Here is a 24,516-nt window from a genome sequence, read left to right on the forward strand (position 1 = left end):
GCGATCCAGCACCTAATCAGCTGTTTTGCCCAGCGTATCGGCAACCACCGCGCCACGCTCTCCCATCGGCAGAGCGGGCCCCGTGGTCGAGTCGATTGCCGTCTGATGTTCCATCTCGGCATTGATTGCGGCGCCCGCGATGAGGATGATGACTGAAATCCATGTCCACATCATCAAGCCAACGACAGCGCCCAGCGATCCGTAGGTGGCGTTGTAGTTGGCAAAATGCTGCAGGTAGAACGAGAACAGCCACGATGCGGCGATCCAGACGACGGTCGCAATCAAGGCACCCCAGCTCAGCCATCGCCACTTCGCATGTTCGCGGCTCGGCCCGAAACGGTAGAGCAGGGAAATGCCTGTAAGGATGAAGCCTGTCAGGATCGGCCAGCGAGACACCGCAACAAGGGTCTCTGTCCAGGCGTCAAGGTAGAAGAAGCGCAACAAGGCCGGGACAACGCCAACTGTCAGCAACAGCACGATGCCGATCACCAGGGCTCCCATCGTGAACAGGATCGACATCAGATTGAGCGTGATGAAGCTGCGCTTCTCGCTTTCCTCATAGGCGATGTTCATCGCATCGAAGAGCGCCTTCATTCCGCTGTTCGCGCTCGACAGCGCGATCGCAAGGCCGACGAAGAGACCTGTTCCGAGCGCTCCCGGTTTCTGACTGGCCAAAGCCTGCAATTGTCCGCGAATGAGATCCAGTCCCTCCGACGGCAGCAATCCGCCGAGATAGGCGACATGGTCCGCCACTGTCACAGGATCGGCGACAAAACCGTAGATCGAGATGAAGGCGGCCAGCGCCGGAAACAGCGCCAGCAGCAGATAGAAGGTGGCACCGGCCGCGACCAGCAAGACCCGGTCCTTGTTGAACTCTTCCCAGAGCCGCCAGAAGATGTCCCTCCAGCCGAGTGCAGGAATCTGTGACGGCCAGGCCGCATCGCGACCACGGTCCCCATCCTCTGCCCTTATGGCGGCCTTGCTGGCTTCAGACGTTGCCAACGCACGATTGGCCGCTTCGGTATCGATCAACGAGGACTTGGTGTCCATCGCTCAACAGCCCCACACTCCGCATCGCCATGAAAGTTGCAGCTCCTCACAGGGACACTTTGGCGACCTTGTCCTTGTATTCCTCTTTCGGATCGAACCCGAGCAGCATTTTTATGCCTGCAGTCACGCTTGAGCCGTCGAGCCAGATCTCAGCTTCCTGCGGGTCGAACCTCAGCAGTGCCAGCCTCGGGTCGTCTTTCCCGCCTTCAAACCAGGCAGCGACAAAACGATTCCAAGGCCGATCGATGACCACTGGGTTGTTGTCCAGAAAAAGCTTCCCTTGCACTGTGGCGAACAGGTCGTGACCCTTCGATGTGAAGGTACCTGTCGCGCCGCTGCCACCTTTCAGGCCCTCGACAAGCTCGGTGTCTGTGGCCGTGAAGAACCAGATCGACCCCTTCCGATCCTCAATCTGGGCTGTCATCGGACGCGGGATGACCTTGGACCCATCGAGGCCGATCATCATTGTCACGACTTCCAGAACCTGGCTTCGAGTTCGGCAGGGCTGGCCATTGGACTTCCTTTCAATGGACGAAAGAAAGCAAACGGCAGCCGGCCGCATCTGTTCCAATTCATTGAAAGATCTTGCTTGGGGTTCCGCCAGCCAAAGGCCGGTGCAGCGTTGCGCCAGCGCCGCGATGTAAACCAGCCCGCCACGCGCGGATCAGCCCTAGCGTGCATGATGAGCGAGCCGCCATAGGAATGTCCGACCAGGATCGCAGGGCTGCCGACCCCGCCAAGGCAGCTTTTCACGGCGGCGGCATCGCCGGCGGGCGAATCGAGGCCGTGCGATGGCTGCCAACGTCCTGAAGACCTGAGCGGAACACTCAGTCGGTGCTACGATTGCGGCGGAAGAACCAGCCAAAGTAGAGGCAGATCAGGAAAAGCGCAAAATGGATCGTCCCGCGCACGCCACTGAGTTCGGGGGACTGAATGGCGTTTGTCCACATCAGCGGGATCGGAATCTTGGCCAGATAAAAGTAGAACTGCATGCCGCTGCTGACGAAGAACGCGCCGGCCAGAAATTTTCGATACTCGCGGAATCGCACCGCCGCATAGATCGTCGGCAAACCGACGATGACGATCCCAGCCACAAGATAGGGAAGCATAACCGGCTCCAGGGCAGGCCCTTGTCATCCATCATCCTTAAAGGCATTATATTCGAGATATGCCGAATATGTCAAACAATCGCCCTGCCGAACAACGCTTCATCGAGAATGCGGCCAGGTTGCTGATCCCCTGGGGCGTGCCCCAGACAGCGGCGCGCCTCTACGGCTACCTGCTGCTTTGCGCCGAACCGGTCAGCCTCGACCGCATCACGGCAGACCTCGAGATCAGCAAAAGCAGCGCAAGCGTCGCGGCGCGGTTGCTGGAAGCCTACAGGCTCGCCCAGCGCCACGGCGAGCGCGGAAGCAAGCGCGCTTTGTACGCGGTGTCCGACAATTACGAGGGCATGCTGACCGAACAGAACCGCTTGCTCGACGCGCTCGCCGATCTCATGAGGAACAGCACGGACGCCGTCGCGTCGGGAGCAGCGCGCGATCGCCTCGACGAAATGGCGGCGTTCTACCTGGCGATACGCCAGGCGATGGAGACAGCGCTGGGGCAGTGGCGCGCGAAGAAGCCGCGATCCCGATCGACGTGATCGGTCGGCATTCCAGTCCGGAGACAAATCCGCCGAAGGAGCTAGCGCCATGGAACAGACCAAGACGCCCCGGGAGCCGCCCGCGATGTCGCGCGGCACAGGCATTGCCTATGCGATCGGCCTGCCGCTGGGGTTGCTGGGATTGATCTTCGTGCCGGTCGGCACGATTGCCTGGTGGCCCGGATGGGTGTTCCTTGCCGTTCTGATTTCGGCGTTCGGCGTGTCGGCGCTGGTGATCGCGCGGGTCAATCCGATCATCTACCGCGCGCGTAGCCGGTTCCAGCCGGGCACGAAAGGCTGGGACAAGGCGCTGCTCGCGGTCATTCTGCCGGCGATGGTGGCAATCCTGCCGGTGGCGGCGCTCGACGCCGGGCGCTTTCATTGGTCGGCTGTTCCCGTCTGGGCGGTGCTCTGCGGCTACATCGCCGTGCTGGCGGGCGTCGCGGTGACCGGATGGGCACAAGCGGTGAACCCATACTTCGAGCCGGGTGTCCGCATCCAGTCCGAACGGCATCAGCGCGTGATCGATGCTGGCCCATACCGTTTCGTGCGTCACCCCGGCTACATCGCCGCGCTGTTCCTGTTCTTCGGCATGGCGCTTGCGCTGGCTTCGTTCTGGGCCCTGGTGCCCGCCGCGCTGGCGTCGGCGCTGCTCGTCTTGCGCACCGCTTGGGAAGACCGGCTGCTGCGGGCCGAACTTCCCGGATATGACGATTATTCCCGTCGCGTGCGGCACAGATTGGTCCCCGGCTTCTGGTGAGGGCGGGAATCCAATCAGCAATTCCAGGAAAAGTGTGAAGCGGTTTTCCATCCGAAACTACGCAAAAACAAGAGGTCTAGGCAGGCACGCTCGAGCTCGGTCTTGAGGTAGCGGAGGTCGCGAGAGATCGCGCCTTTGTTCAGGAATATCAGTGGCGCAAACAGCGCGTATTTGCGCTTGATATCCCAGGTTCGACAAGTCTCATGCGACGGTTCTCATCCACGCCAGGAAGGACTCTATCACCGCGGATCTCGGACTGTGGGGCATCCAAACAATATAAAAACTGTAGCCCGGCAAGGATAATTGATGCGCTTTGACGAGCGAGCCGTTTTCCAGTTCACGGCCAACCACGACGTCACTACAGATCGCAATGCCTTGCCCGGCGACCACCGCATCGATCGCATGCAGTTCCTCGCGGAAGCTCAAATCCCAAGCTTTGTGCGGGATTAGATCTGGATCGATCGAGCGGGCCGTTGCTAGCCACCGGGTCCAGGTGGGAGCGTCCGGATCCCGGTTCATCCAGTCAAAATGGATCAAGGGATAACGCAGGAGATCGGCAGCACGTTCAATCGTTCGCTCGTCGCTTGCCAATAGTCGGGGACTGCAAATGGGAAAGAAGGAATCGCGACATATCTCCTGCATAGCAAAGCCCAGAGGCGGGCGACGTGTGTAGCGGATCGCCACATCTGCGGCGCCGGCGCGTAGATCGAGTACTGCGTCCGTCCCGATGATATCCAGTGGTACGGCCGGGTTGGCCTCTCGCCATTTCGGCAATCGAGGCACCAGCCATCGACTCGCGAAAGCGTTTGGGCTTGTCACCCGCAATGGCGCTTGAAAATCCGGCTCGGCGACTGCGGCAAGGGAGCCGGAGAGAAGATCAAAGCCGTTGCGGAGGATGGGAAACAGTCGCGCTCCCGCGCTCGTCAGCACCAGCGGGCGCGGTCGGCGCTGGAACAGCTTGCGATCGCATATATCTTCCAACAGGCGGACTTGGTGGCTGATCGCTGTCGGCGTCACGCCGAGTTCCGCCGCTGCGGCCTTGAAGCTGCCGTGCCGAGCGGCGGCCTCAAAGGCGTGCAAAGCGCGGAGAGGCGGGTAGTTTCTCATGCCGGCAGTGTAGATGAATTCCTCTCATCTAGCAGCTAAGAATTTCGCTTTTGCAGAGGGTTGCGTCTCTGTGAGACCATAGTCCTGCCAGAACCGAGGGCGATATCGATGGAGATTCCACGACAGACCGAGGCGCTATCGGGCCGATCTCATTCTCCGAGTGCGGCGATTGAACAGCTACGGCGAGGCTTACGGGGCGAACTGGTGTTGCCGACGGACGCTACCTACGACCAGGCGCGCAGGGTCTGGAATGGGGCGATCGACAAACACCCTGCTGCAATTGTCTTTTGCGCTGACCCTGATGATGTCGTCCATGCCGTGACCTATGCCAGGTCACAAGGCTGTCTCGTGGCAGTTCGCAGCGGCGGCCACAACGTCGCCGGCCTGTCCGTCTGCGACGATGGGGTGGTGATCGATCTATCCCGCATGAAGAAGATCGAAGTCGATCCTGAGCGTCGCATTGCCAGGGCCCAAGCTGGTCTGACCCTCGGCGAGTTCGACGCAGCCACGCAGGCCCACGGCCTCGCCACAACCATGGGGGTCAACGGCGACACCGGTATTGCCGGCCTCACGCTGGGCGGAGGCTTCGGCAAGCTCGGGCGAAAGCACGGCCTGAGCTGCGATAATTTGATCGCGGCTGAAATCGTCACCGCCGACGGACGGCTGTTGCGGGCAAGCGCCAGCGAGCATCCCGATCTGTTCTGGGCCTTGCGAGGCGGCGGAGGTAATTTCGGCATCGTGACGGCATTCGAATACCGGCTGCACCCGCTCGGCCCGGCGCTTCTCGTGGGCTCGGTGCTTCACGATTACAATCATGCGCGCGAGGCCATGCGGTTTTATGATAAATTCTCCCGCAACGCCCCGGACGAGGTGAGCGTCGATGCCGCGCTCGTCACGCTGCCCTCGGGCGAGCGTGCCTTCAACATCTCGGCTTGCTATGTCGGGTCGCCCGAAGCGGGCGAACCAGCCATCGCGCCGCTGATGAAATTCGGATTCCCCATCGACAGTCGCCTTCAAGCCATTCCTTATCTTCAGATCCAATCGGCGGGCGACAGCCTCTTTCCACGCGGGCGACGCTATTACTGGAAAGCGCAGTTCATGCGCGAGATCAGCGATGGCGCGATCGAGGCCCTGCTCGACGCTTACGCGAGGGCTCCCAATCGCTCCTCGCTGCTGGTTTTCCAGCAGGTCGGCGGCGCCATCGCTCGCGTGCCCGCATCGCACTCGCCCTACGCCAATCGCGATGCGGCCCTTGACTGCTTCCCGATCGCGATCTGGGACGATCCGGTCGATGATGAGGTGAACATCCGCTGGGCGCGCGACCTGTGGAATGCGGTCAGGCCATTCTCCACTGGCGGTGTCTATGCCAACAATCTTGGTGATGAGGGTGACGAGCGCGTGCGTGATGCTTACGGTGGCAATTATGCACGCCTCGCCGCGATCAAGAAGCAATACGACCCGACCAATTTCTTCCGACTGAACCAGAATATCAGGCCCGAATAGTTCGGAATATCAGGGGGAACCGTGCGCAGCCGCTGGACGATCCTCGCTGTCCTGTTTGTCGCCCGCGCCGCAATGGCGTTTCAGTTTCAGAGCGTCGGCGCCGTCGCGCCTCTTATCAGCGATGGCGTCGGTGCGAGCCTGGCCGACATCGGCATTCTAATCGGCCTCTATCTTGCACCGGGAGTCGCATTGGCCCTGCCTGGCGCGACCATCGGCCAGCGCTATGGCGATAAGGCGACCGTTCTCGCCGGCCTTCTGATGATGCTGGCAGGTGAAATGCTGATGGCGGCGTCGCCGTTCTGGAGCCTGCAGATCGGCGGCCGATTGATAAGCGGCACTGGCGGCGTTCTCCTGAACGTCCTGATGACCAAGATGGTCGCCGACTGGTTTGCCGGCCGGGAAATCGCAACGGCCATGGCCATCTACATCAACTCGTGGCCAGCGGGCATCGCTATCGCTCTCATGCTGCTGCCGGCAATCGGAACGACATTCGGGGTGACCGCCGTGGGCATTGCCGTTTCGGTTCTGGTCATCGTCGGCATCGGCCTGATAACCTTCATCTATCGCACCCCGGAGGTATCGCCCGCCGGTGGCGCCGAGCGCTCTGGCATTTCGGCCGGGACAACCTATGCCCTCATCGCCGCCGGCCTGATCTGGTGCCTCTACAATGTCGGCTTCGCAATGGTCTTCAGCTTCGGTCCGTCGATGCTCGTCGAGCGCGGGTGGTCCAACTCTGCAGCGGGATCGACGATCAGCGTCGTGCTTTGGCTGGCCACGCTTTCGGTCCCCCTGGGTGGCTTCCTGACCGATCGTAGCAAGCGCGGCGGCGCGGTTCTCGCTACGGGCTGTGTAGGCTTTGCATTTCTGATGCTCCTTCTGTCGCGAAGCGGACCAGTGCTAGCCCTCATCATCGCCATGGGAATCGCAGGCGGCTTGCCTGCCGGCGCGATCATGAGCTTGCCGACGCGCGTGCTCAATCAGAAGACGCGGTCGATCGGGATGGGAGTGTTCTACACCGTCTACTATGCCGGCATGCTGGCTGGGCCGGCGATCGGCGGCAAACTTGCAACCTGGGCCGGCACCGCGGCCGTCGCGCTCGATTTCGGCGCTGCCGCGCTCCTCCTTTGCCCTCTCCTCCTTTGGTCATTCCACCGGATCAGCCGCCTCCCACAGCCGATGGTGGTTCCATCCAGGCAAGGCGGCTAGTCGTGCTGGGACCGCCGGTACGCTCGATGACGGGAAACGGCGGTCTATGGCGTTCGCAAGTCAGGACGATTTAGAGTCAAATGGCGCGCCCGAAGAGATTCGAACTCCTGACCCCCAGATTCGTAGTCTGGTGCTCTATCCAGCTGAGCTACGGGCGCGCAACAGGCCATGACTTGCATAGCCCCGCGATCCGATCCTGGCGACCGGCCGCGACGAGACGTGTTCCCTAACGACTGAATTTCCGAAAAGCAAGCCGATCCCGCAAAAGTTTTGTCGCAGACGCTTTCGACGGTGCAGATCAAGGTGCGACGAGATTCAGCGCAGGCCGGCCTCGCTTGAACGCCGACACACCTTAGGCCGGGCGGCGCAGGCCGTTGCGGGCTTGGTCGAGGCGGACCGGCTGGTCGGGGATGGTGACGGCGAAGGTAGTGCGGCCGCCGATCGATTCAACCAGCTCCACCGTGCCGCCATGGGCGCGGATCAGTTCATGGGCGATGGCCAGGCCAAGGCCGGTGCCGCCGCTACGGGCCGAACCGCGAAACGCCGCGAACAGGTTTTCGCGCGCCTTGGGCGGCAGGCCGGGGCCGGTGTCGGTGACGATGATGCGGCTGACGCTGCCCATGCGCTCGGCCGACACGGCGAGCCGGCGCACCAGCGCGCTCTCGGAGTCGGCTGCCATCGCCTGCACGGCGTTGCGGCACAGATTGGTGAGCACGCGAAACAGCTGGTCGGAATCGGCGTCGACCTCGAAAGCGAGCTCGACGGCGTTGACGAATTCGATGCCGTCCTCGATGTCGAGCAGGCCGTGGACGTCGTCGACCAGCTGGCGCAGCCGCAAACGGCGGCGCGAGGGCGCCGGCTCCTGGGTGCGGCCATAGGCCAGCACGCCTTCGGAATAGGACACGGCGCGGTCGAGCGCGCGCAACAGCTTCGGCGCAAAAGCCTGCACGGTCGGGTCCTTGACCAGGCGCAGGCGGTCCGACATCAGCTGCGCCGAGGCCAGGATGTTGCGCATGTCGTGATTGATCTTGGAGACGGCGAGGCCGAGATCGGCAAGATGCTTCTGCTCCGACAGCATCTTTTGCAACCGTTCCTGCATCTGCGACAGTTCGCGTTCGGCAACGCCGATCTCGTCGGCCCGGGCGGCCGGATGGATGATGCGCCCGGGATCGTCGGGCGCTTCGGAGAAGGACAGCATCGAGCGCGTCATGGTGCGGATCGGGCCGATCATGATCAGGTCGATCGCGGCATAGACCAGCATGGCGGTGAACAGCGAGATCAGCAGCGAGACGAAGGCGACATTGCGCGAATAGCGCAGCATGGCGTTGCGCAAGGAATAGTCGGGCATGATCAGCTCAAATTCCTTGTCGCTTTCGCCGACCGGGCCAAAGACCCTCAGCATACGCTTGCCGCCGAAGAACAGCGTATCGAGCGCTCCGGTCATGCCCTTGATCATGCCGACATTGGCGATGTCGATATGCTCGTCGACCTGGGGCGGCATCTCGGCCACCACCAGGAGGCGCGAGACGCCGCCGTCGCGCACCGCGATCGCCTTGGCGCCGATCGCCATCAGCACGTCGTTCTGGGCGGCGCGGGAGAGCGAATTGGGCTCGCCCTGCACCAGCACGATCGACACGGCGGCGGCGGTGCTGAGCCTCTCCTTCAGCCAGGCCAGGCGGTAGCTGGCGATCCAGGGCAGGAAAATGAGGACTTCGGCCAGGAGCACGAAGACGATGGTGAGCAACAGCAGCTTGGTCGACAGGCCGCGCGCCAATGGCACCGAACGGCTCGGAGCCGGGCGAGCGGACGCCGGGCTGGCGTCGGCTTTCGCCGGGCCGGTCCCTTCATCCGCGGGGGCAAGTTCGCTCATTAAGGCCTGTCTTCACAAACGCTTGATCGGTTGAGATTAGGCGATTGCGGCTTTTTTGCCAATTTCATCCTTCGTTGGACGATGGTACCAGCAATAAAACCGCCTCGGACTGGTCGTTCGCGCCGTGACGAACTCATAGTTCGCGCCGCGACGAACTGGTGTTCGCGCTGGATTGACTCCCAAAACCCTTCTTTCTATAAGCCGCTCACGCTCGGGCCATTCGTCCCGGCGCGGTTTCGATCGCGCCAATACCGGCCCGGCAAAGCTCCTGTTACACAGTGACAGAATCAAGAAGGGCCGCACCCCGCGGTATTAAAACAAATGAAGCGTACCTACCAACCGTCCAAACTCGTCCGCAAACGCCGGCACGGTTTTCGTGCTCGCATGGCCACCAAGGGTGGTCGCGGCGTCGTCGCAGCTCGCCGCAACCGCGGCCGCAAGCGGCTCAGCGCCTGAACGGAAGACGAGATCGTTGCCCGCAACCGGCAAGCCAGTGGGACCAAACCCCAAGCGGCTTCTGAAACGTGCGGAATTCCTGGCCGTCCGCCGCAGTGAAAAGCGGCGCGGGCGGCTTTTTCTCGTTGAAGTTCTCGACCGCAATGACGGTCTGTCGCCGCGCGTCGGCTTCACCGTCACAAAGAAAGTCGGCAATGCAGTCGTGCGCAACCGCATCAGGCGGCGACTGAAAGAAGCCGTGCGCACCCATGCCGCAAGTGACATGGCGCCCGGCAATGACTATGTCATCGTCGGACGTGAAGACGTGCTTACCATTCCGTTCGGCCAGTTGAAGGCCGAGCTCTCCCGCCGTCTCAGCGGAACACGATAGGCCAAGGGCTTTCGATGGAAAACAACCGGAACTTCTACATCACCATCGTCTTGTCGGTGCTGATCCTTGGGCTGTGGCAATATTTCTATGTGCTGCCGCGCAGCGAGCGGCAAGCCGAAGCCACGCGCATTGAAGAGCAGCGGGCGGCGGAGCAGAAGAAGGCGGCCGAGGCCGCAAATCCCGGCGGCACGACGGCGCCCGCGGCGCCCGGCGCCATTCCGAATGCGCCCGGCACCTACGTCACGACGCCGGAAGGCCGCGCACAGGAAGTGGCCAAGACTGCCCGCGTCAAGATCGACACGCCGAGCCTGTCGGGCTCGATCAACCTGACCGGCGGCCGCCTCGACGACCTCAAGCTCAAGCACTACACCGAGACGGTCGACAAGACCTCGCCGCAGATCCAGTTGCTCAACCCGCAGGCGCTGCCCACCGGCTACTATGCCGAGATCGGCTTTGTCGGCAGCGACACGACCGGCGCGGTGCCAGGTCCGGAAACCGTCTGGAGCGTCGACGGCAATGCGACGCTGACGCCGGCGACGCCGGTGACGCTGACCTTCACCAACGACAAGGGCCTGACCTTCAAGCGCACGATCTCGGTCGATGGTGACTACATGTTCACCGTTTCCGACGCGGTGCAGAATTCGGGCTCGGCTCCTGTCACGCTGTCGAATTATGGCCGCGTCATCCGCTTCGACAAGCCGGCGGTTGCCAGCTCCTATGTGCTGCATGAAGGCCTGATCGGCGTCACCGGCACGGAAGGCCTGCAGGAGCACAAATACGCCGACATCGAGAAGAACAAGCTCTACACGCCGAGCAAGTCGACCGATGGCTGGCTTGGCATCACCGACAAATACTGGGCGGTCACCCTGGTGCCGACCGAGAAGCAGCCGTTCCAGCCGCACTACGCCTATTACGACAATGGCCGCCCGCGCTATCAGTCGGACTTCCTCACCGACCCGATCACCATTGCCGCCGGTCAGTCGGCGACGGTGGAGACCGAGATCTTTGCCGGCGCCAAGGAAGTCAACAAGATCAACGCCTACGCCCAGGACCGCCAGATCAGGCTGTTCGACCGGCTGATCGATTGGGGATGGTTCATCTGGATCACCAAGCCGATGTTCTACCTGATCGACACGCTGTACAAATTCTTCGGCAATTTCGGCCTGGCCATCCTGGCCACCACAGTCGTGGTGAAAACCATCTTCTTCCCGCTCGCCAACAAATCCTACGCGTCGATGGCGAACATGAAGAAGGTGCAGCCCAAGATGCTCGAGATCCGCGAGAAATACGCGGACGACAAGATGAAGCAGCAACAGGCGATGATGGAGCTGTACAAGACCGAGAAGATCAATCCGCTCGCCGGCTGTTGGCCGGTGGCGCTGCAGATCCCCGTGTTCTTCTCGCTCTACAAGGTGCTCTACATCACCATCGAGATGCGGCACGCACCGTTCTTCGGCTGGATCCAGGATCTGGCCGCGCCCGATCCGACCTCGATCTTCAACCTGTTCGGCCTGCTGCCCTTCGCGCCGCCGGCATTCCTGCCGCATATGGGCGCCTGGGCGGTGGTCATGGGTATCACCATGTTCCTGCAGATGCGCATGAACCCGACGCCGCCGGACCCGACGCAGGCGCAGATCTTCACCTGGATGCCGGTGATTTTCACCTTCATGATGGGCAGCTTCCCGGCCGGCCTCGTCATTTACTGGGCCTGGAACAACACGCTGTCGATCCTGCAGCAGGGCGTGATCATGAAGCGCCAGGGCGCCAAGATCGAGTTGTGGGACAATCTGGCGGCGCTGTTTCGAAAGAAACCATCGCCGGCTGAGTAGCCGGCGCTCCATTCCAATCGAAAAAGCCCCGGCCTGTTGAACTGACCCCCGAAAGTTGGACACAACCTTCGGGGTTTTTGTTGGACGAAACGCGCATCACGTTCCCGTGAAGGGCGAAACCTGAAGCACGTGAAGGGCGTGTCTCATCCTGTATCGCCCAGAACGTTCAGGACGGATCACCCTTCATTGGAAAATTGCTTCGCTGGAGCCGCATCCTCGTGACCTATGTCGCGGGGACATTGGTGCTGGTGGCCGACTTATCGTGTAACTATTTGTTTCTATTATTTTTTTGCATTTGTTCTCGAAACTATCCCGGGCAATGCCGCGTAACTCTCCCCGACAATCGAATCAACAATTGTCGCAATGGAAGGGTTCTCCAATGACACAGTCCATCCTCAAAGCTCTCTGCATCTCTGCCGTCCTCGCGGCTTCCGGCCTCACCGCCACGACCGCCTACACATTCGCCAATCCCGCCGTCGGCGGCGCCGCGATGTCGACCACGAAGAACATCGTCGAGAACGCCGTCAACTCGCCGATCCACAAGACGCTGGTGGCAGCCGTCAAGGCCGCCGGTCTTGTCGACACGCTGCAGAGCGCCGGTCCGTTCACCGTGTTCGCGCCGACCGATTCCGCCTTCAAGAAGCTGCCCGCCGGCACTGTCGCCACGCTGGTGAAGCCCGAGAACAAGGACAAGCTGACCAAAATCCTGACCGCGCATGTCGTTTCCGGCAAGATTTCGGCCAAGGAGATGATGACCAAGGCCAAGGCGATGGGCGGCAAGTATGAAATGAAGACCGTTTCCGGCGACACGCTGACCGCCGAGGTCAAGGGCGGCTCGCTTTACATCGTCGACGAATCCGGCGGCGCCGCCAAGGTGACGATCGCCGACGTCAACCAGTCGAACGGCGTCATCCACGTCGTCAACAACGTGCTGTTGCCGAAGTAACGGCTTCCGGAAAAGGGATCACGGCAAGTCGCTACGGCTTTTCCCGGCTTGCCATCCCCGCCATGTGTCGCGGAAGCCGTCTTCGACACGGCCGGGGTCCTGCTTGTCCTTCGCAGGGCCCCGGTTTGGTTTTTCACTCGACGACGGCGCTGTGGTCGACCTTGGCCGGTGTCGCCGGCTTGCGCAGCAAGAGCATCAGCGGGATGGCGGCGAGCGACAGGATCATCATCAGCTTGAAGTCGTTCATGTAGCTGATGATCGTCGCCTGCAGCGTGACGACGCCGTCGAGCGCGGCGCGGCCGGCGGCGGTGTAAGGGTTCATCGTCGAAGGCAGCTTCCTGCTGCCGCCCGGGCCGCGAACGTCCAGGTCTATCAGGGCGCCGGTTTCGACCGCTCGATGTCCGATCCGATCGTCATCTGCCGCGGTACGAAGTGACCGTCGAAGCCCCGCAGGGCTCGCTCATCGGACGATTGGTGCTATAGGGCGGATCACGCTATTTTGAACGGCGCACGCGGATTGCGCCTGCGCCCGGCTGCCACTTCTCAACGGACCTCGCCATGGACGGACCCAACCCAGACATCAAGCACCCGATCCCGATGCATACCCGGGTCGGCTTCCTGAAGCCGCTGGTCACGGCACCGAATATCGAGATCGGCGACTTCACCTATTATGACGATCCGGACGGGCCGGACAAATTCGCCGAGCGGTGCGTTCTGCATCACTATCCGTTCATCGGCGACAAGCTCATCATCGGCAAGTTCTGCGCCATCGCCGAGGGCGCGCGCTTCATCATGAACGGCGCCAACCATGCGATGTCCGGCTTCTCGACCTATCCGTTCAACATTTTCGGCCATGGCTGGGAGCACGGCTTCGATCCGAAAACGTGGTCGCAGGAAGTGCGCGGCGACACGATGGTCGGCAATGATGTATGGATCGGCATGGATGCGGTGATCATGCCCGGCGTGTCGATCGGCCATGGCGCCATCGTGGCGGCGAAATCGGTGGTGACGCATGACGTGCCGGCCTATGCGATCGTCGCCGGCAATGCTGCAAAGGTGGTGAAGATGCGCTTCGACGACAGGACCGTGCGGCGACTGCTTTCAGTGGCGTGGTGGAACTGGCCGGTGGACAAGATCGGCCGCAACCTCAATGCCATCAGGGGCGCCGATATTTCCAGGCTGGAGGCAGCGGTTTGAACGCGTTGGGCAATACGGTTATCGGCGTCGAGCTGTTCACCAAAGGGTGGATATTCATCCGCGGCGTGCCGGCGATGAAATTCCTGCCGCCGGAAGGGCCGCCGGAAATCGCTTTCGCCGGCCGCTCCAATGTCGGCAAGTCGTCGCTGATCAATGCGCTGGTCGGCCATAACGGGCTGGCGCGCACATCCAACACGCCGGGGCGCACGCAGGAGCTCAACTATTTCGTGCCGGGTGGGTTTTCCGGCGAAGGCACCGACCTGCCGCCGATGGCGCTGGTCGACATGCCGGGCTACGGTTATGCCAGCGCGCCGAAGGAAAAGGTCGACGACTGGACCAAGCTGGTCTTCGACTATCTCAAGGGCCGGGTGACGCTGAAGCGGGTCTATGTGCTGATCGATGCCCGCCACGGCATCAAGGCCAAGGACGACGAAGTGCTGTCGCTGCTCGACAAGGCGGCGGTGTCCTACCAGATCGTGCTGACCAAGACCGACAAGATCAAGGCGGCGGGCGTGCCGCGGCTGATCGAGGAGACGCTGCTGAAAATCAAGAAGCGGCCGGCGGCGTTTCCGTTCGTGCTCGCCACATCATCGGAAAAGGGCGAGGGTCTCGAGGAATTACGCGCGGCGATCGTGCTGGCCGCCAATGGCGGCTGAGCGAGCCAGCTAGGCCTTTGCCTTGGCCTTCGCCTCCAGGGCGATCAGCTGGTGGCTTTCTTCCTCGGCAAGCTTTTCGGTGCCGTAGTACTTCAGGAACACGTCGACGCCCGTCCGCACGATGTGGTCGATTTCATCCTGGCTTGGCGCCTTGGTGCGGTAGGCAAAGATGCACTGGCGGAACAGGCCGGCCAGGCACAGTTCGGTGAACTGATAGGCGGCAAGATCGACGTCGGCGATCTTGAGCAGGCCGCGATCGACGGCGGCATTAAGGAACTGAGCCACCTTGTCGTGGCCGCGTTTGGGGCCGCGCTCATAGAACCGCGCGCCCATGTCGGGTATCCTGTCGGAGGCGCCGATGACCGTGCGCTGCGCCTGGATGACCTTGGCTGAGGTGATCTTCATCGACAGCACCGTGCCGAACTTCACCAGCGTCTGGCGCAGATCGTCGGCGCGGTCGAGCATATCGTACATGTTCTTGAAGATGGTGCCGCGCTCTTCCTCGATCAGCGCCTCGAACAGTTCTTCCTTGTTGGCGAAGTAGACATAGATCGTGCCCTTCGAGACGCCGGCCTCGCGGGTGATGTCGTTCATCGACGCCGCTTCGAAGCCCTTGTCGATGAACACGCGACGGGCGCCCTCGATGATCTGACTGCGCTTGACCGGATCCTGGCCCGCCGCCGGGCGGCCGCGACGCGCGCTGTCCAGTACATCGCACGAATCATTTTCGGCGTCGGCTAACGTGTCGGCCATAAAAGTCACACCTCGCAAAATAATTCGAACCGACTGGTTCGATTGCCCTTGATATGGGCCCACTTTAACGCTATGTCAACGTCCACATCGAACCGAACGGTTCAGTATAACACGATTTCCTTATATAGCGACAGTAGCGAGATATCATGTCCTCGAACACCCCAACCACGACCGCCGAAGTCCGGCCTTTCCCCGCCGCCAAGGTCTCGCCGGTGATCGAAGCTCCGGAAGCGCCTCCCAAGCCTGCCGCCGAAGTTCTGGCCGAGACCCCCGAGAAGAAGAAGCGCTCGGCGCGCTCACTGATGTTGCCGATTATCGGGCTCGCGCTGCTGAGTGCCGGCGCCTGGTATGGCTATAACTACTGGACCGACGGCCGGTTCCTGATCTCGACCGACGACGCCTATGTCCAGGCCGACATGTCATTCGTTTCGCCGAAGATTTCCGGCTATGTCGACAAGGTCGAAGTCTCAGAAAACCAGCAAGTCAAGGCCGGCGACCCGCTGCTGACCATCGATGACGGCGACTACAAGATTGCCGTCGCCCAGGCAGAGGCCCAGATCGCCACCCTGACCAAGACGCTCGATCGCATCGATGCGCAGACCAAGGCGGCACAGGCGTCGCTGCAGCAGGCGCAGGCGCAGAAGGTCGCCGACCAGGCAGCCGCCGACAACGCCGCCCGTGCCCAGCAGCGCGCCGCGCAACTGGTCAAGACCCATGTCGGCACGCAGGCGCAGCTCGACGATGCCCAGACCGCGCTCGACCAGGCCAATGCAGCCCTTGTCGGCGCCGATGCGCAGATCGCCGCCGCACAGGCCAATATCGGCGTGTTCGAGGCGCAGCGCGCGGAGTCGGCCAGCACGCTGGCCTCGCTGCAGCTGAGCCGCGACAAGGCAGCGCGTGATCTGTCCTTCACCGTGCTCAAGGCGCCGTATGACGGCGTCGTCGGCAACCGCTCGGTCGAGCAGGGCGACCTCGTCAGCCCCGGCCAGAAGCTCGCCGTCGTGGTGCCGATGGACAAGCTCTATATCGTCGCCAATTTCAAGGAGACGCAGCTGGCCAAGCTGGTGCCCGGCGAGAAGGTGCGGGTCTCGGTCGACGCCACGGACGGCCATGATTTCGAAGGCACGGTGTCGTCGCTGGCACCGGCTTCGGGCGCGGTGTTCTCGCTGCTGCCGCCGGAAAACGCCACCGGCAACTTCACCAAGGTGGTGCAGCGCGTCCCGGTTCGCATCGAAGTTCCGGCCGATGTGCTGAAGGCGGGCAGGCTGCGCGCGGGCTTGAGCGTCATCGTCGCCGTCGACAGCCGCACGGCTCCGGCCGCGGCCAACTGAGCGGCTGCCGGGAGAGAACTCCATGGCAACCGCAACCATCACTGCTGGAGCCGTGCCGGCACCTGCCATGCCGGCGGTGCCGACCACCATCTCGACGCGCCGCCTCATCGCCTTCCTGGCGATGGTGTTCGGCATGTTCATGGCGATCCTCGACATCCAGATCGTCTCGGCCTCGCTGGCCGAGATCCAGGCGGGCCTCAGCGCCAGTTCCGATGAAATCCCGTGGGTGCAGACCGCCTATCTGATCGCCGAGGTCGTGATGATCCCGCTGTCCGGCTTCCTCAGCCGGATGCTGTCGACGCGCGTGCTGTTTGCAGGCGCCGCGGCCGGCTTCACGGCGGCCAGCGCGCTGGCCGCGACCGCCACCAACATCGACCAGATGATCGTCTACCGCGCCATCCAGGGCTTTATCGGCGGCGGCATGATCCCGAGCGTGTTCGCCGCTGCCTTCACCATCTTCCCGCCGTCGCGCCGCGCCATGGTGTCGCCGATGATCGGCCTGGTGGCGACGCTGGCACCGACCATCGGCCCGACCGTCGGCGGCTATATCAGCCATGCCCTATCGTGGCACTGGCTGTTCCTGGTCAATGTCGTGCCGGGTATTCTGGTGACCGCCGCGACCTGGTCGCTGATCGATTTCGACAAGCCCAATCTCGGCCTGTTCAGCAAATTCGACTGGTGGGGCCTTGCCGGCATGGCGGCTTTCCTCGGCTGTATGGAATATGTGCTCGAGGAAGGTCCGAACCATGACTGGCTGCAGGAACAGGCAGTGTTCATCTGCGCCATCATCATGGTTGTCGGTGCGGTGCTGTTCTTCTGGCGCGCCTTCACCGCCGAGGAACCGATCGTCGATCTCAGGGCCTTCACCAACATCAATTTCGCCTTCGGCTCGCTGTTCTCCTTCGTCATCGGCATCGGCCTCTACGGCCTGACCTATCTCTATCCGGTGTTCCTTGGGCGCATCCGCGGCTACGATTCCTTGATGATCGGCGAGGCGCTATTCGTCAGCGGCCTGGCGATGTTCGTCACCGCGCCGATTTCCGGCATCCTGTCGAGCAAGATGGATTTGCGCGTCATGATGATGATCGGGCTGCTCGGCTTCGCCGCCGGCACCTGGTGGATGACACATCTGACGGCAGACTGGGATTTCTATGAGCTGCTCATCCCGCAGATCCTGCGCGGCTGTTCGATGATGCTGTGCATGGTGCCGATCAACAACATCGCGCTCGGCACCTTGCCGCCGGACCGGCTGAAGAACGCGTCCGGCCTGTTCAACCTGACCCGCAACCTCGGCGGCGCGGTCGGCCTTGCCATCATCAACACCGTGCTGATCGATCGCAGCGCGTTCCACTACGCCCGGCTGGCCGAGCACGTGGAATGGGGCAGTGCGGCGGCCCAGCAGAAGCTGCAGAACATGACGCTCGACTTCCAGCAGACGCCCGGTCTCGACGCCACCAAGGCGGCGATCTCCAAACTGTCGGGCATGGCCCACCAGCAGGCGTCGCTGCTGTCGTTCATGGACGTGTTCACCATGCTGACCGCCCTGTTCGCGATCATGGCTGTTTTCACCATGGTCATCTCCAAGCCGGCGCCGCCTGCGGGCGGTGGCGGCGGAGGCCATTGAGCGCGTCGGTTCCCCCGCCTGGCGCCCTCATGTGTGACCCCGGAAATCAACCCCCGATTTCCGGGGTCACGATTAAGTACTACCGAGATTTCACGACCTTTATGCCGCGGCAGCCGGCCCGAACCATCTGGTCAGCGCGTCGGTCAGGCCCGCCGATGTCGGACCACCGACCCAGGCCACATGACCGTCGGGCCGAACCAATACGGCGCCGGGAGCTTCGACCGCGCCCAGCACAGGCAGCTCCCATGCACCATCATATCCAGCGTCGACCGAGCGAACCCGATCCGCCCATGGGCCGATGTCGAAAGCGCGGGGTTTTCCAAAGTTGAGCAACAACGGTCGCGCGTCGTGCAGCAGCGCAAAGACCCGCAGCGGCCCGTCGGCGGTGACGAGGTCGAGATCCGGCATGCGACGTCCCAGCAATTCGTGGCCCTCGCCGACATCGTAGCGGATATCCAGACCGGACATCATGCCCGCAAAATGCCTGCGCGGCTCTTCCATGGCGAGAAGCTCAGACACGGTGCCTCGCAGCGCCTTTATGCGTTCGTCTTCACGGCGCAGCACGACCGCCGACATGGTGTTTTGCAACACCCTGGCGGCAACCGGATGACGCTCGGCCTGATAAGTATCGAGCAGGCTTTCCGGCGCCGTTTTCCTGACCACCTGGGCGAGCTTCCAGCCCAGATTGACCGCGTCCTGCACACCAAGCTGCATGCCCTGTCCGCCGTCCGGCGGATGCACGTGGGCGGCGTCGCCGGCCAGCAGCACCCGCCCCTGGCGGTATGACGCTGCCTGCCGGGCCATATCGGTGAAACGGGACAGCGATGCCGGATTGTGGACGCCATAGTCGGTGCCGAAGACAGCAATGAGCGCGTCGCTCAGATCGCGCAGCGTGGGCGGCGCGACAGCCCCGACCTGGCGTTCGGTCACCATTACCCGCACGGTCCCGTCGTCCAGCCTGGTGAGACCATGAATACCTGTTGCATCGCGGTGGATGCCCCAGTTCGGCTCCTCTGTTACCTCGACCTCGCCAATCAGGTTGCTGGTCGTCGGATCCGAACCCGGGAACTCGATGCCCGATGCCTTGCGCACGAGACTTCTGCCGCCGTCGCAGCCGACGAGGTAATCGGCACGAAGCGACCGGCCATCGCTGAGCGCGACGTCGACGCCACTGTCGTCCGGCACGAAAGCCGTCACCTCGCAGCGACGGTAGATCGTGACGCCAAGCTCCTCCACCCAGTCGGCAAGGATGCGCTCTATGTGCTTCTGCCACAAAGCGAGCCCGTAATTGTGCCGGGTGGGAAAGTCGCTGATGTCAAGTGAAACCCCGGCAAAGCCCGCGACCTGGGCAGTCCGCCCTTGCGCCAGAAACCGGTCGGCAATGCCGCGCTGGTCGAAGATCTCGATGGTTCGTGCGTGCAGGCCACCGGAGCGCAGCCCGTCGAGCTCCTGTCCAACGCGCCGCTCGACGATGGCGGCGTCGATGCCGGCCAAGGACAGCTCGCCGGCCAGCATCAGTCCGGTCGGCCCGCCTCCGACGATCACCACAGGATGGGAGATTTGCGACCGGTCGGCATCAGCACGACCGGTCGATTTGCGCTCGCTATGGCGAGCGCGTTCTTCAGTTGGTTGCATAGGTTCTGGCCCTCTCGTTAAGGGCTGCGGAATCTACGCATAAAAAGGCATCTGCCAATTCTTGATTTTAAGAGTTTTGGCCCCATTTTCACAGGTAGGAGGCGGTCGTTGCACCGCCTCCCAAATTCCTGACATCGCCAAGAGACGCTGGACGGTCAGGCAGTGGCCGGCTTGAAGCTGAGCGCAACGCCATTGATGCAGTGGCGCAGGCCGGTCGGCGCCGGACCGTCGTCGAAGACATGGCCGAGATGGCCGCCGCAGCGGCGGCAGTGGACTTCTGTGCGGGTCATGCCGAGCGAACGGTCCTCGGTCTTGCCGATGCCGTTGGGGATTTCCTGCCAGAAGCTCGGCCAGCCGGTGCCGGAATCGAACTTGGTTTCCGAGGGGTAGACCGGCAGGTCGCAGCCGGCGCAGGCGAAAATGCCCTTGCGGTGCTCATTGAGCAGCGGGCTGGTGCCTGGATACTCAGTTCCTTCCTTGCGCAGCACGTTGAAGGCTTCGTCGGACAGGATGGCGTGCCACTCGGCGTCGGTCTTGGTGACCTCGAAAGTTTCGGCTGCCCTGGCGGTCTGGGTTCCGCCCATGCGCAACGTTGCCGCCGCGCCGGCCACGGCAGCGATGGCGGCGCCGCTCAAAAGCAAATCTCGACGGTTCATGACACAAATCCTCCTGCGAGTTGTTTTGCCAAATTTGGCCGCCACTGGAAAATCAAAAGCCGGTGACGGTGGCCTCTGCAAACGAACGCTCCACACCGGCTCCGCGCTTATAGCGGACGGGATGGAGCGCTCGGTCGTTTGCGCGGCCCACGGGGCGCGAGCCGCGCAATCTGCAGGGAGCCTTGACCAACTGTTCGTCGGCGGCAGGCGCTTTGTTACATCTTCGGCAGCAGAACCTTGTCGATGACGTGGATGACGCCGTTGGACTGCTCGACATCGGCGATCGTCACATTGGCGACATTGCCGTTCTCGTCGGTGACGGTGACTTTGCCGCCATCGGCCTTGAGCGACAGCTCGCAGCCGCCGACCGTCTTGACCTTGTGGGTGCCGCCGTCGGCCTTGGCCATTGCGGCGACATCCGCGCCCATCGCCTTGGCGCCGACGACATGGCAGGTGAGGATCTTGGTGAGCTTGTCCTTGTTTTCGGGCTTGAGCAGCGTCTCGACCGTGCCGGCCGGAAGGGCTGCAAAGGCGTCATTGGTCGGCGCGAAGACGGTGAACGGGCCGGCGCCCTGCAACGTCTCGACCAGGCCGGCAGCCTTGAGGGCCGCGACCAGCGTCGTGTGGTCCTTCGAATTGACGGCGTTCTCGACGATGTTCTTGTTGGCGAACATGGCGGCGCCGCCAACCATCGGATTCTCGGCATAGGCAGCGGTGGCGAGGGCGGAGACGGCAATGGTACCGGCGAGCAAAAGGGTGGCGATTCTACGCATAGTGTTCGAACTCCTCGGGTTATTGTTCCTCTTTCAGGAACATGAGGAGATACGGAGAAGAACTGCTTGAGTTTCCGCGCGCCGGAAAAAATTATTCTTTATTTTGTCGGCAAATTACATTTTCGGGGGACCGAACCATTAATTTTTGCCACCGGCGGCCAAAACGAAAACAGCGGAAGATATACTTCTGCTGTTCTTCATGACCACGTCATCACCTTGAGGTTTATCAGATGCCCTTCAGATCGCCCGCGGCAACCACCGGTCCGGTCGGTTGTCCGGTCGGCGAACCACCCGTCGGTTCGACGCTGACGGCGAGCACGGCGCCTTGCGCCAGCTTCTGCTGCACGGCCGGGGTAACCGGGATGTGCGTGGTCTGGCCAGCGGGAATGATGCCCATCGAGACCGGCGCATTCTTGCCTTCTATCATCCACAGCTCGAAGTCCTTGCCGGCGGCGCGTTCGCCCGACACCAGCGACAGGCCGACATCGCGGCGTGCGGCGTCGTAGACGACGAGGTATTTGACATCGCTGCCATCGGCAGTCAGCGAGGCGACGAGGCGCTCCTGCGGCACGACGACCGGCGGCCTGACGTAGGGAACGGCGACGTAGAGCACCAGTGCGGCGAGAGCCGCCGCGGTGAGGCCGCGCCAGAAGGCGAGGCTCGCCCACAGGCTGCCGCTCGGCGCCGCGGTGGTCGACGCTGCGGTGGAGGAGAACAGCCGGCGATCGATAGCCGGCTTGACCGTGGCCGGCGGCTCGACTTCCGCATAGACGGCGGCCATCGGCGAAAGGTGAACCTCCCAGGAATCGACGAGACGAGCGAAGCCGGTCTCCGCGTCAATACGTCCTGAGGCTATCTGGCGTTCGTCCGCCGGCAGCACACCGAGAACGTATTCGGCTGCGAGCAGGTCGTCGCCTCCACGTTCCGGTCCATTTTCTTCTGCCAGGGTCATCTTTCCAGACATTCTCTAAGTTTCAACAGGCTGCGGCGCAGCCATGTTCGCATCGTGTTCAGAGGAACCTTGTGACGTTCCGCCAGGTCGGCGTAACTTTCGCCGTTCAAATAAGCCCCCCGAACGGCCTGCGCCCGGTCTTGTTCTAACTCTTCGAGGCACTGGTAGATGCGCTCGGATTCGCCGCCCGCAACAACCATGGCCTCGGGCCCCGGACCCGGGTCAGCCACGTCGAGCGCGGCATCGATATCGGCAGCAGGCTTGCGCCGCGATCGGATGCGATCAATCGCATGATTGCGGGCTATGGCTACCAGCCAGGAGATTGGGCTGAGATCAGAAACGGCGAAACGATCGGCCTTGGTCCAGACTTTGACGAAGACTTCCTGCAGCGCTTCTTCCGCATCTCCCCGGTCCTTCAATACACGAAGGCACACGCCGAAAAGTTTCGCGCTGGTCTGCCGGTAGAGCAGGTCAAACGCAGCCCGATCCTTCATCGAAGTCCGGACAATCAGGGTGGAGATGTCCTGCGGCGTCATGCCGACAAGCTAGGCGATAGCGATTTATTTGCAAAGGCAGAATTGTTGCTCTCAACGCAGACGTCGTCCCGGCCGGATCGTCAGTAAATGTCGGTTTGTTGCCAAGGAAATCCGCTGTCGTTAGCTTCTCACCAAAAGGGGAAAGCAATGTCGGCCGAACGCATGCTGTGGGAAAACGATGCAACCGGCCTGGCGGAGCTGGTGCACAAAGGTGAGATCTCGCCACAAGACCTTGTCGACGCAGCGATCGCGCGTGCCGAGGCCACCCGTCCTGAAATCAACGCAATTGCCGAACCGCTCTACGATGCGGCCAGGACGCGGGCGAAATCCGTCGACCGCACCCTGCCGCTGGCCGGCGTGCCCTTTGCGCTGAAGGACCTCGGCATTGCCATCAAGGGCGTGCCGACGCATACCGGCAGCCGCATCCCGGCTTTCACCGCCGACTTCCATTCGGTGATGACCGAGCGCTATCTCGCTGCCGGGCTCATTCCGGTCGCCACCAGCACCTCGCCCGAACAAGGGCTGAGGCTGATGACTGAATCGGCCGCCTTCGGCATCACCCGCAATCCGTGGAACACGGGCCATACCAGCGGCGGTTCGTCCGGCGGTGCGGCGGCTTTGGTCGCGGCCGGCGTGGTGCCGGCGGCGCATGCCTCGGATGGCGGCGGTTCGATCCGGGTGCCTTCGGCCTGCAGCGGGCTGGTCGGCCTGAAACCCTCACGCGGCCGCGTGCCGCAGACGCCGCTGATCAGCGAAGCCTGGTACGGCATGGTGGTCGACCATGCCGTCAGCCGCTCGGTGCGCGACTGCGCGCTGCTGCTCGACCTGACGCACGGACCCGACCCGCTGGCGCCCTACGCCGCGCCGGCGCCGAAAGGGACCTTTGCCGCCGCCGCGGCGCGCGATCCAGGCAAGCTCAAGCTCGCCGTCTACCGGAAATCTCCGCTCGGCCTACCGATATCGGCCGAGACGCTCGCCGCGCTCGATATGGCGATAGCGCTGGCCCGCGATGGCGGCCACACGGTGGAGGAGATCGACCTGCCCTATATCGATCGCGAGTTCATGGCCGATTTCGCCAAAACCGTCGCATCCGCGGTTGCCGGTACGATGCGCGACGAGGCGCTGCGCGTCGGCCGCCCGGTCCTGGGCGATATCGAGCGCGCCACGCGCGTCATTGCGCGCTTCGGCGAGATCGTCTCGGCCGGCGAGATCTATGCCGGCCTGCAACGGCTCAACGCCATTTCGCGCCAGTTGATCACCGAGACGGCGCAATATGACGCTGTGCTGATGCCGATCATTGCCCATCCGCCGCTCGCCTGCGGCGCCATGGACCCGAAGGGTGCCGACGAGCTTATCGAAAACCTGCTCGACAAGCTGCACCTTACCCGGCTGCTGAAGCTCAAGCCGCTGCTCGGTCAATTGATGGACAAGAGCCTGTGGTTCACCCATTGGCCGGCGATCCAGAACGTCAGCGGCCAGCCGTCGATCGCACTGCCTGTCCATGTCACCGATGCCGGCTTGCCGCTCGGCATCCAGGCCGTCGGCCGCCCCGGCGACGAGGAGACGCTTTTGTCCTTCGCGGCGCAGATGGAAAAGATTTCGGGCTGGCTGACGCGGCGGGCGCCGCTGAAGGTGCCGGGCTAGATCGCGCCGCCTCTGCG

The 24,516-nt window shown here is 62.7% G+C and carries 25 protein-coding genes, 1 tRNA gene and 1 pseudogene; 13 read left to right on the forward strand and 14 right to left on the reverse strand.

Features of this window, described 5'->3' with window-relative positions; translation table 11 throughout:
* Nucleotides 1-12: 12 nt before the first annotated feature.
* Genes AC04SH_RS07150 through AC04SH_RS07165 form a run of 4 tightly spaced genes read right to left on the reverse strand, consistent with a single transcriptional unit; the run spans nucleotide 13 to nucleotide 2,159 of the window.
* Nucleotides 13-1,050, reverse strand: coding sequence for a YihY/virulence factor BrkB family protein (locus AC04SH_RS07150; protein ID WP_488574486.1), 1,038 nt, complete (start codon nucleotides 1,048-1,050; stop codon nucleotides 13-15).
* Between the two features lie 46 nt (nucleotides 1,051-1,096).
* Nucleotides 1,097-1,516, reverse strand: a complete 420-nt coding sequence (locus AC04SH_RS07155) for a pyridoxamine 5'-phosphate oxidase family protein (protein WP_488574487.1) — start codon at nucleotides 1,514-1,516, stop codon at nucleotides 1,097-1,099.
* Nucleotides 1,517-1,518: 2 nt separating this feature from the next.
* Nucleotides 1,519-1,881: an alpha/beta hydrolase gene (locus AC04SH_RS07160; RefSeq protein ID WP_488574635.1), complete on the reverse strand. Its 363-nt coding sequence runs from the start codon at nucleotides 1,879-1,881 to the stop codon at nucleotides 1,519-1,521.
* The gene (locus AC04SH_RS07165) at nucleotides 1,878-2,159 is read right to left on the reverse strand and encodes a hypothetical protein (RefSeq protein ID WP_488574488.1); all 282 of its coding nucleotides are present in this window, start codon (nucleotides 2,157-2,159) and stop codon (nucleotides 1,878-1,880) included. Before AC04SH_RS07165 ends, AC04SH_RS07160 begins: the two co-directional genes overlap by 4 nt.
* 119 nt (nucleotides 2,160-2,278) lie before the next feature.
* On the opposite strand from AC04SH_RS07165, the gene AC04SH_RS07170 reads away from it, so the two are divergent.
* Together AC04SH_RS07170 and AC04SH_RS07175 are read left to right on the forward strand one after the other, a co-directional pair.
* On the forward strand, nucleotides 2,279-2,695 hold the full coding sequence (locus AC04SH_RS07170; RefSeq protein WP_246749729.1) for a GbsR/MarR family transcriptional regulator: 417 nt from the start codon (nucleotides 2,279-2,281) through the stop codon (nucleotides 2,693-2,695).
* A gap of 49 nt (nucleotides 2,696-2,744) precedes the next feature.
* The gene (locus tag AC04SH_RS07175) at nucleotides 2,745-3,455 is read left to right on the forward strand and encodes a methyltransferase family protein (protein WP_488574489.1); all 711 of its coding nucleotides are present in this window, start codon (nucleotides 2,745-2,747) and stop codon (nucleotides 3,453-3,455) included.
* Nucleotides 3,456-3,656: 201 nt separating this feature from the next.
* Here AC04SH_RS07175 and AC04SH_RS07180 read toward each other — a convergent pair whose 3' ends face one another.
* Nucleotides 3,657-4,562, reverse strand: coding sequence for a LysR substrate-binding domain-containing protein (locus AC04SH_RS07180; protein WP_477232192.1), 906 nt, complete (start codon nucleotides 4,560-4,562; stop codon nucleotides 3,657-3,659).
* Between the two features lie 204 nt (nucleotides 4,563-4,766).
* On the opposite strand from AC04SH_RS07180, the gene AC04SH_RS07185 reads away from it, so the two are divergent.
* Both AC04SH_RS07185 and AC04SH_RS07190 read left to right on the forward strand, forming a co-directional pair.
* The gene (locus AC04SH_RS07185; protein WP_488574490.1) at nucleotides 4,767-6,065 is read left to right on the forward strand and encodes an FAD-binding oxidoreductase; all 1,299 of its coding nucleotides are present in this window, start codon (nucleotides 4,767-4,769) and stop codon (nucleotides 6,063-6,065) included.
* Nucleotides 6,066-6,086: 21 nt separating this feature from the next.
* A complete protein-coding gene (locus AC04SH_RS07190; RefSeq protein ID WP_488574491.1) occupies nucleotides 6,087-7,271 on the forward strand; it encodes an MFS transporter in 1,185 nt (394 codons plus the stop codon).
* Nucleotides 7,272-7,352: 81 nt separating this feature from the next.
* Here the strand turns inward: AC04SH_RS07190 and AC04SH_RS07195 are convergent.
* A tRNA-Arg gene (locus tag AC04SH_RS07195) sits at nucleotides 7,353-7,429 on the reverse strand.
* A gap of 194 nt (nucleotides 7,430-7,623) precedes the next feature.
* Nucleotides 7,624-9,141: an ATP-binding protein gene (locus tag AC04SH_RS07200; protein WP_477346962.1), complete on the reverse strand. Its 1,518-nt coding sequence runs from the start codon at nucleotides 9,139-9,141 to the stop codon at nucleotides 7,624-7,626.
* Nucleotides 9,142-9,462: 321 nt separating this feature from the next.
* On the opposite strand from AC04SH_RS07200, the gene rpmH reads away from it, so the two are divergent.
* From rpmH to AC04SH_RS07220, 4 genes are all read left to right on the forward strand, one after another.
* Nucleotides 9,463-9,597: a 50S ribosomal protein L34 gene (gene rpmH, locus AC04SH_RS07205; RefSeq protein WP_008833937.1), complete on the forward strand. Its 135-nt coding sequence runs from the start codon at nucleotides 9,463-9,465 to the stop codon at nucleotides 9,595-9,597.
* A gap of 16 nt (nucleotides 9,598-9,613) precedes the next feature.
* Nucleotides 9,614-9,967 (forward strand): ribonuclease P protein component, encoded by a 354-nt coding sequence (rnpA, locus tag AC04SH_RS07210; RefSeq protein WP_488574492.1) that lies wholly within the window; start codon nucleotides 9,614-9,616, stop codon nucleotides 9,965-9,967.
* A 14-nt stretch (nucleotides 9,968-9,981) separates the two neighbouring features.
* Entirely contained in the window at nucleotides 9,982-11,796 is a 1,815-nt protein-coding gene (yidC, locus tag AC04SH_RS07215) for a membrane protein insertase YidC (protein ID WP_352582845.1), read from the forward strand.
* Between the two features lie 379 nt (nucleotides 11,797-12,175).
* Entirely contained in the window at nucleotides 12,176-12,742 is a 567-nt protein-coding gene (locus AC04SH_RS07220) for a fasciclin domain-containing protein (protein WP_477232198.1), read from the forward strand.
* A 133-nt stretch (nucleotides 12,743-12,875) separates the two neighbouring features.
* Here AC04SH_RS07220 and AC04SH_RS07225 read toward each other — a convergent pair.
* A pseudogene (locus AC04SH_RS07225) lies at nucleotides 12,876-13,064 on the reverse strand (EmrB/QacA family drug resistance transporter); the annotation flags it as partial.
* A gap of 236 nt (nucleotides 13,065-13,300) precedes the next feature.
* On the opposite strand from AC04SH_RS07225, the gene AC04SH_RS07230 reads away from it, so the two are divergent.
* Together AC04SH_RS07230 and yihA are read left to right on the forward strand one after the other, a co-directional pair.
* Complete coding sequence (locus tag AC04SH_RS07230; RefSeq protein ID WP_192256958.1) at nucleotides 13,301-13,939, forward strand: CatB-related O-acetyltransferase; 639 nt, start codon at nucleotides 13,301-13,303, stop codon at nucleotides 13,937-13,939.
* Nucleotides 13,936-14,595, forward strand: a complete 660-nt coding sequence (gene yihA / locus AC04SH_RS07235; RefSeq protein WP_203277501.1) for a ribosome biogenesis GTP-binding protein YihA/YsxC — start codon at nucleotides 13,936-13,938, stop codon at nucleotides 14,593-14,595. Before AC04SH_RS07230 ends, yihA begins: the two co-directional genes overlap by 4 nt.
* A 9-nt stretch (nucleotides 14,596-14,604) precedes the next feature.
* Here yihA and AC04SH_RS07240 read toward each other — a convergent pair whose 3' ends face one another.
* Complete coding sequence (locus tag AC04SH_RS07240; RefSeq protein WP_488574493.1) at nucleotides 14,605-15,348, reverse strand: TetR/AcrR family transcriptional regulator; 744 nt, start codon at nucleotides 15,346-15,348, stop codon at nucleotides 14,605-14,607.
* A 146-nt stretch (nucleotides 15,349-15,494) separates the two neighbouring features.
* Between AC04SH_RS07240 and AC04SH_RS07245 the strand changes: the two genes are divergently transcribed.
* Nucleotides 15,495-16,679, forward strand: a complete 1,185-nt coding sequence (locus AC04SH_RS07245; RefSeq protein ID WP_488574494.1) for an HlyD family secretion protein — start codon at nucleotides 15,495-15,497, stop codon at nucleotides 16,677-16,679.
* A 22-nt stretch (nucleotides 16,680-16,701) separates the two neighbouring features.
* Nucleotides 16,702-18,303, forward strand: coding sequence for a DHA2 family efflux MFS transporter permease subunit (locus AC04SH_RS07250; protein ID WP_488574495.1), 1,602 nt, complete (start codon nucleotides 16,702-16,704; stop codon nucleotides 18,301-18,303).
* A 99-nt stretch (nucleotides 18,304-18,402) separates the two neighbouring features.
* Here the strand turns inward: AC04SH_RS07250 and AC04SH_RS07255 are convergent, their stop codons facing one another.
* The 5 genes from AC04SH_RS07255 to AC04SH_RS07275 form a co-directional block, all read right to left on the reverse strand.
* Entirely contained in the window at nucleotides 18,403-19,938 is a 1,536-nt protein-coding gene (locus tag AC04SH_RS07255) for an FAD-dependent monooxygenase (RefSeq protein WP_488574496.1), read from the reverse strand.
* Nucleotides 19,939-20,093: 155 nt separating this feature from the next.
* A complete protein-coding gene (gene msrB / locus AC04SH_RS07260; protein WP_477232203.1) occupies nucleotides 20,094-20,594 on the reverse strand; it encodes a peptide-methionine (R)-S-oxide reductase MsrB in 501 nt (166 codons plus the stop codon).
* Nucleotides 20,595-20,809: 215 nt separating this feature from the next.
* On the reverse strand, nucleotides 20,810-21,367 hold the full coding sequence (locus tag AC04SH_RS07265; RefSeq protein ID WP_488574497.1) for a fasciclin domain-containing protein: 558 nt from the start codon (nucleotides 21,365-21,367) through the stop codon (nucleotides 20,810-20,812).
* Nucleotides 21,368-21,593: 226 nt separating this feature from the next.
* Nucleotides 21,594-22,319: an anti-sigma factor gene (locus AC04SH_RS07270; RefSeq protein ID WP_488574498.1), complete on the reverse strand. Its 726-nt coding sequence runs from the start codon at nucleotides 22,317-22,319 to the stop codon at nucleotides 21,594-21,596.
* Nucleotides 22,316-22,855, reverse strand: a complete 540-nt coding sequence (locus AC04SH_RS07275) for a sigma-70 family RNA polymerase sigma factor (protein ID WP_112559010.1) — start codon at nucleotides 22,853-22,855, stop codon at nucleotides 22,316-22,318. Before AC04SH_RS07275 ends, AC04SH_RS07270 begins: the two co-directional genes overlap by 4 nt.
* A gap of 147 nt (nucleotides 22,856-23,002) precedes the next feature.
* On the opposite strand from AC04SH_RS07275, the gene AC04SH_RS07280 reads away from it, so the two are divergent.
* Complete coding sequence (locus AC04SH_RS07280) at nucleotides 23,003-24,499, forward strand: amidase (RefSeq protein WP_488574499.1); 1,497 nt, start codon at nucleotides 23,003-23,005, stop codon at nucleotides 24,497-24,499.
* Nucleotides 24,500-24,516: the final 17 nt, after the last annotated feature.

It is taken from the genome of Mesorhizobium sp. CNPSo 4688, from assembly GCF_057784295.1.

Bases quoted from the DNA above. Each gene is read 5' to 3' on its own strand.
- AC04SH_RS07150 (WP_488574486.1), bottom strand. From the start codon at position 1,050: ATGGACACCAAGTCCTCGTTGATCGATACCGAAGCGGCCAATCGTGCG.
- AC04SH_RS07155 (WP_488574487.1), bottom strand. From the start codon at position 1,516: ATGATGATCGGCCTCGATGGGTCCAAGGTCATCCCGCGTCCGATGACA.
- AC04SH_RS07165 (WP_488574488.1), bottom strand. From the start codon at position 2,159: ATGCTTCCCTATCTTGTGGCTGGGATCGTCATCGTCGGTTTGCCGACG.
- AC04SH_RS07175 (WP_488574489.1), top strand. From the start codon at position 2,745: ATGGAACAGACCAAGACGCCCCGGGAGCCGCCCGCGATGTCGCGCGGC.
- AC04SH_RS07180 (WP_477232192.1), bottom strand. From the start codon at position 4,562: ATGAGAAACTACCCGCCTCTCCGCGCTTTGCACGCCTTTGAGGCCGCC.
- AC04SH_RS07200 (WP_477346962.1), bottom strand. From the start codon at position 9,141: ATGAGCGAACTTGCCCCCGCGGATGAAGGGACCGGCCCGGCGAAAGCC.
- rpmH (WP_008833937.1), top strand. From the start codon at position 9,463: ATGAAGCGTACCTACCAACCGTCCAAACTCGTCCGCAAACGCCGGCAC.
- yidC (WP_352582845.1), top strand. From the start codon at position 9,982: ATGGAAAACAACCGGAACTTCTACATCACCATCGTCTTGTCGGTGCTG.
- AC04SH_RS07220 (WP_477232198.1), top strand. From the start codon at position 12,176: ATGACACAGTCCATCCTCAAAGCTCTCTGCATCTCTGCCGTCCTCGCG.
- AC04SH_RS07230 (WP_192256958.1), top strand. From the start codon at position 13,301: ATGGACGGACCCAACCCAGACATCAAGCACCCGATCCCGATGCATACC.
- AC04SH_RS07240 (WP_488574493.1), bottom strand. From the start codon at position 15,348: ATGGCCGACACGTTAGCCGACGCCGAAAATGATTCGTGCGATGTACTG.
- AC04SH_RS07245 (WP_488574494.1), top strand. From the start codon at position 15,495: ATGTCCTCGAACACCCCAACCACGACCGCCGAAGTCCGGCCTTTCCCC.
- AC04SH_RS07250 (WP_488574495.1), top strand. From the start codon at position 16,702: ATGGCAACCGCAACCATCACTGCTGGAGCCGTGCCGGCACCTGCCATG.
- AC04SH_RS07255 (WP_488574496.1), bottom strand. From the start codon at position 19,938: ATGCAACCAACTGAAGAACGCGCTCGCCATAGCGAGCGCAAATCGACC.
- msrB (WP_477232203.1), bottom strand. From the start codon at position 20,594: ATGAACCGTCGAGATTTGCTTTTGAGCGGCGCCGCCATCGCTGCCGTG.
- AC04SH_RS07265 (WP_488574497.1), bottom strand. From the start codon at position 21,367: ATGCGTAGAATCGCCACCCTTTTGCTCGCCGGTACCATTGCCGTCTCC.
- AC04SH_RS07270 (WP_488574498.1), bottom strand. From the start codon at position 22,319: ATGACCCTGGCAGAAGAAAATGGACCGGAACGTGGAGGCGACGACCTG.
- AC04SH_RS07275 (WP_112559010.1), bottom strand. From the start codon at position 22,855: ATGACGCCGCAGGACATCTCCACCCTGATTGTCCGGACTTCGATGAAG.
- AC04SH_RS07280 (WP_488574499.1), top strand. From the start codon at position 23,003: ATGTCGGCCGAACGCATGCTGTGGGAAAACGATGCAACCGGCCTGGCG.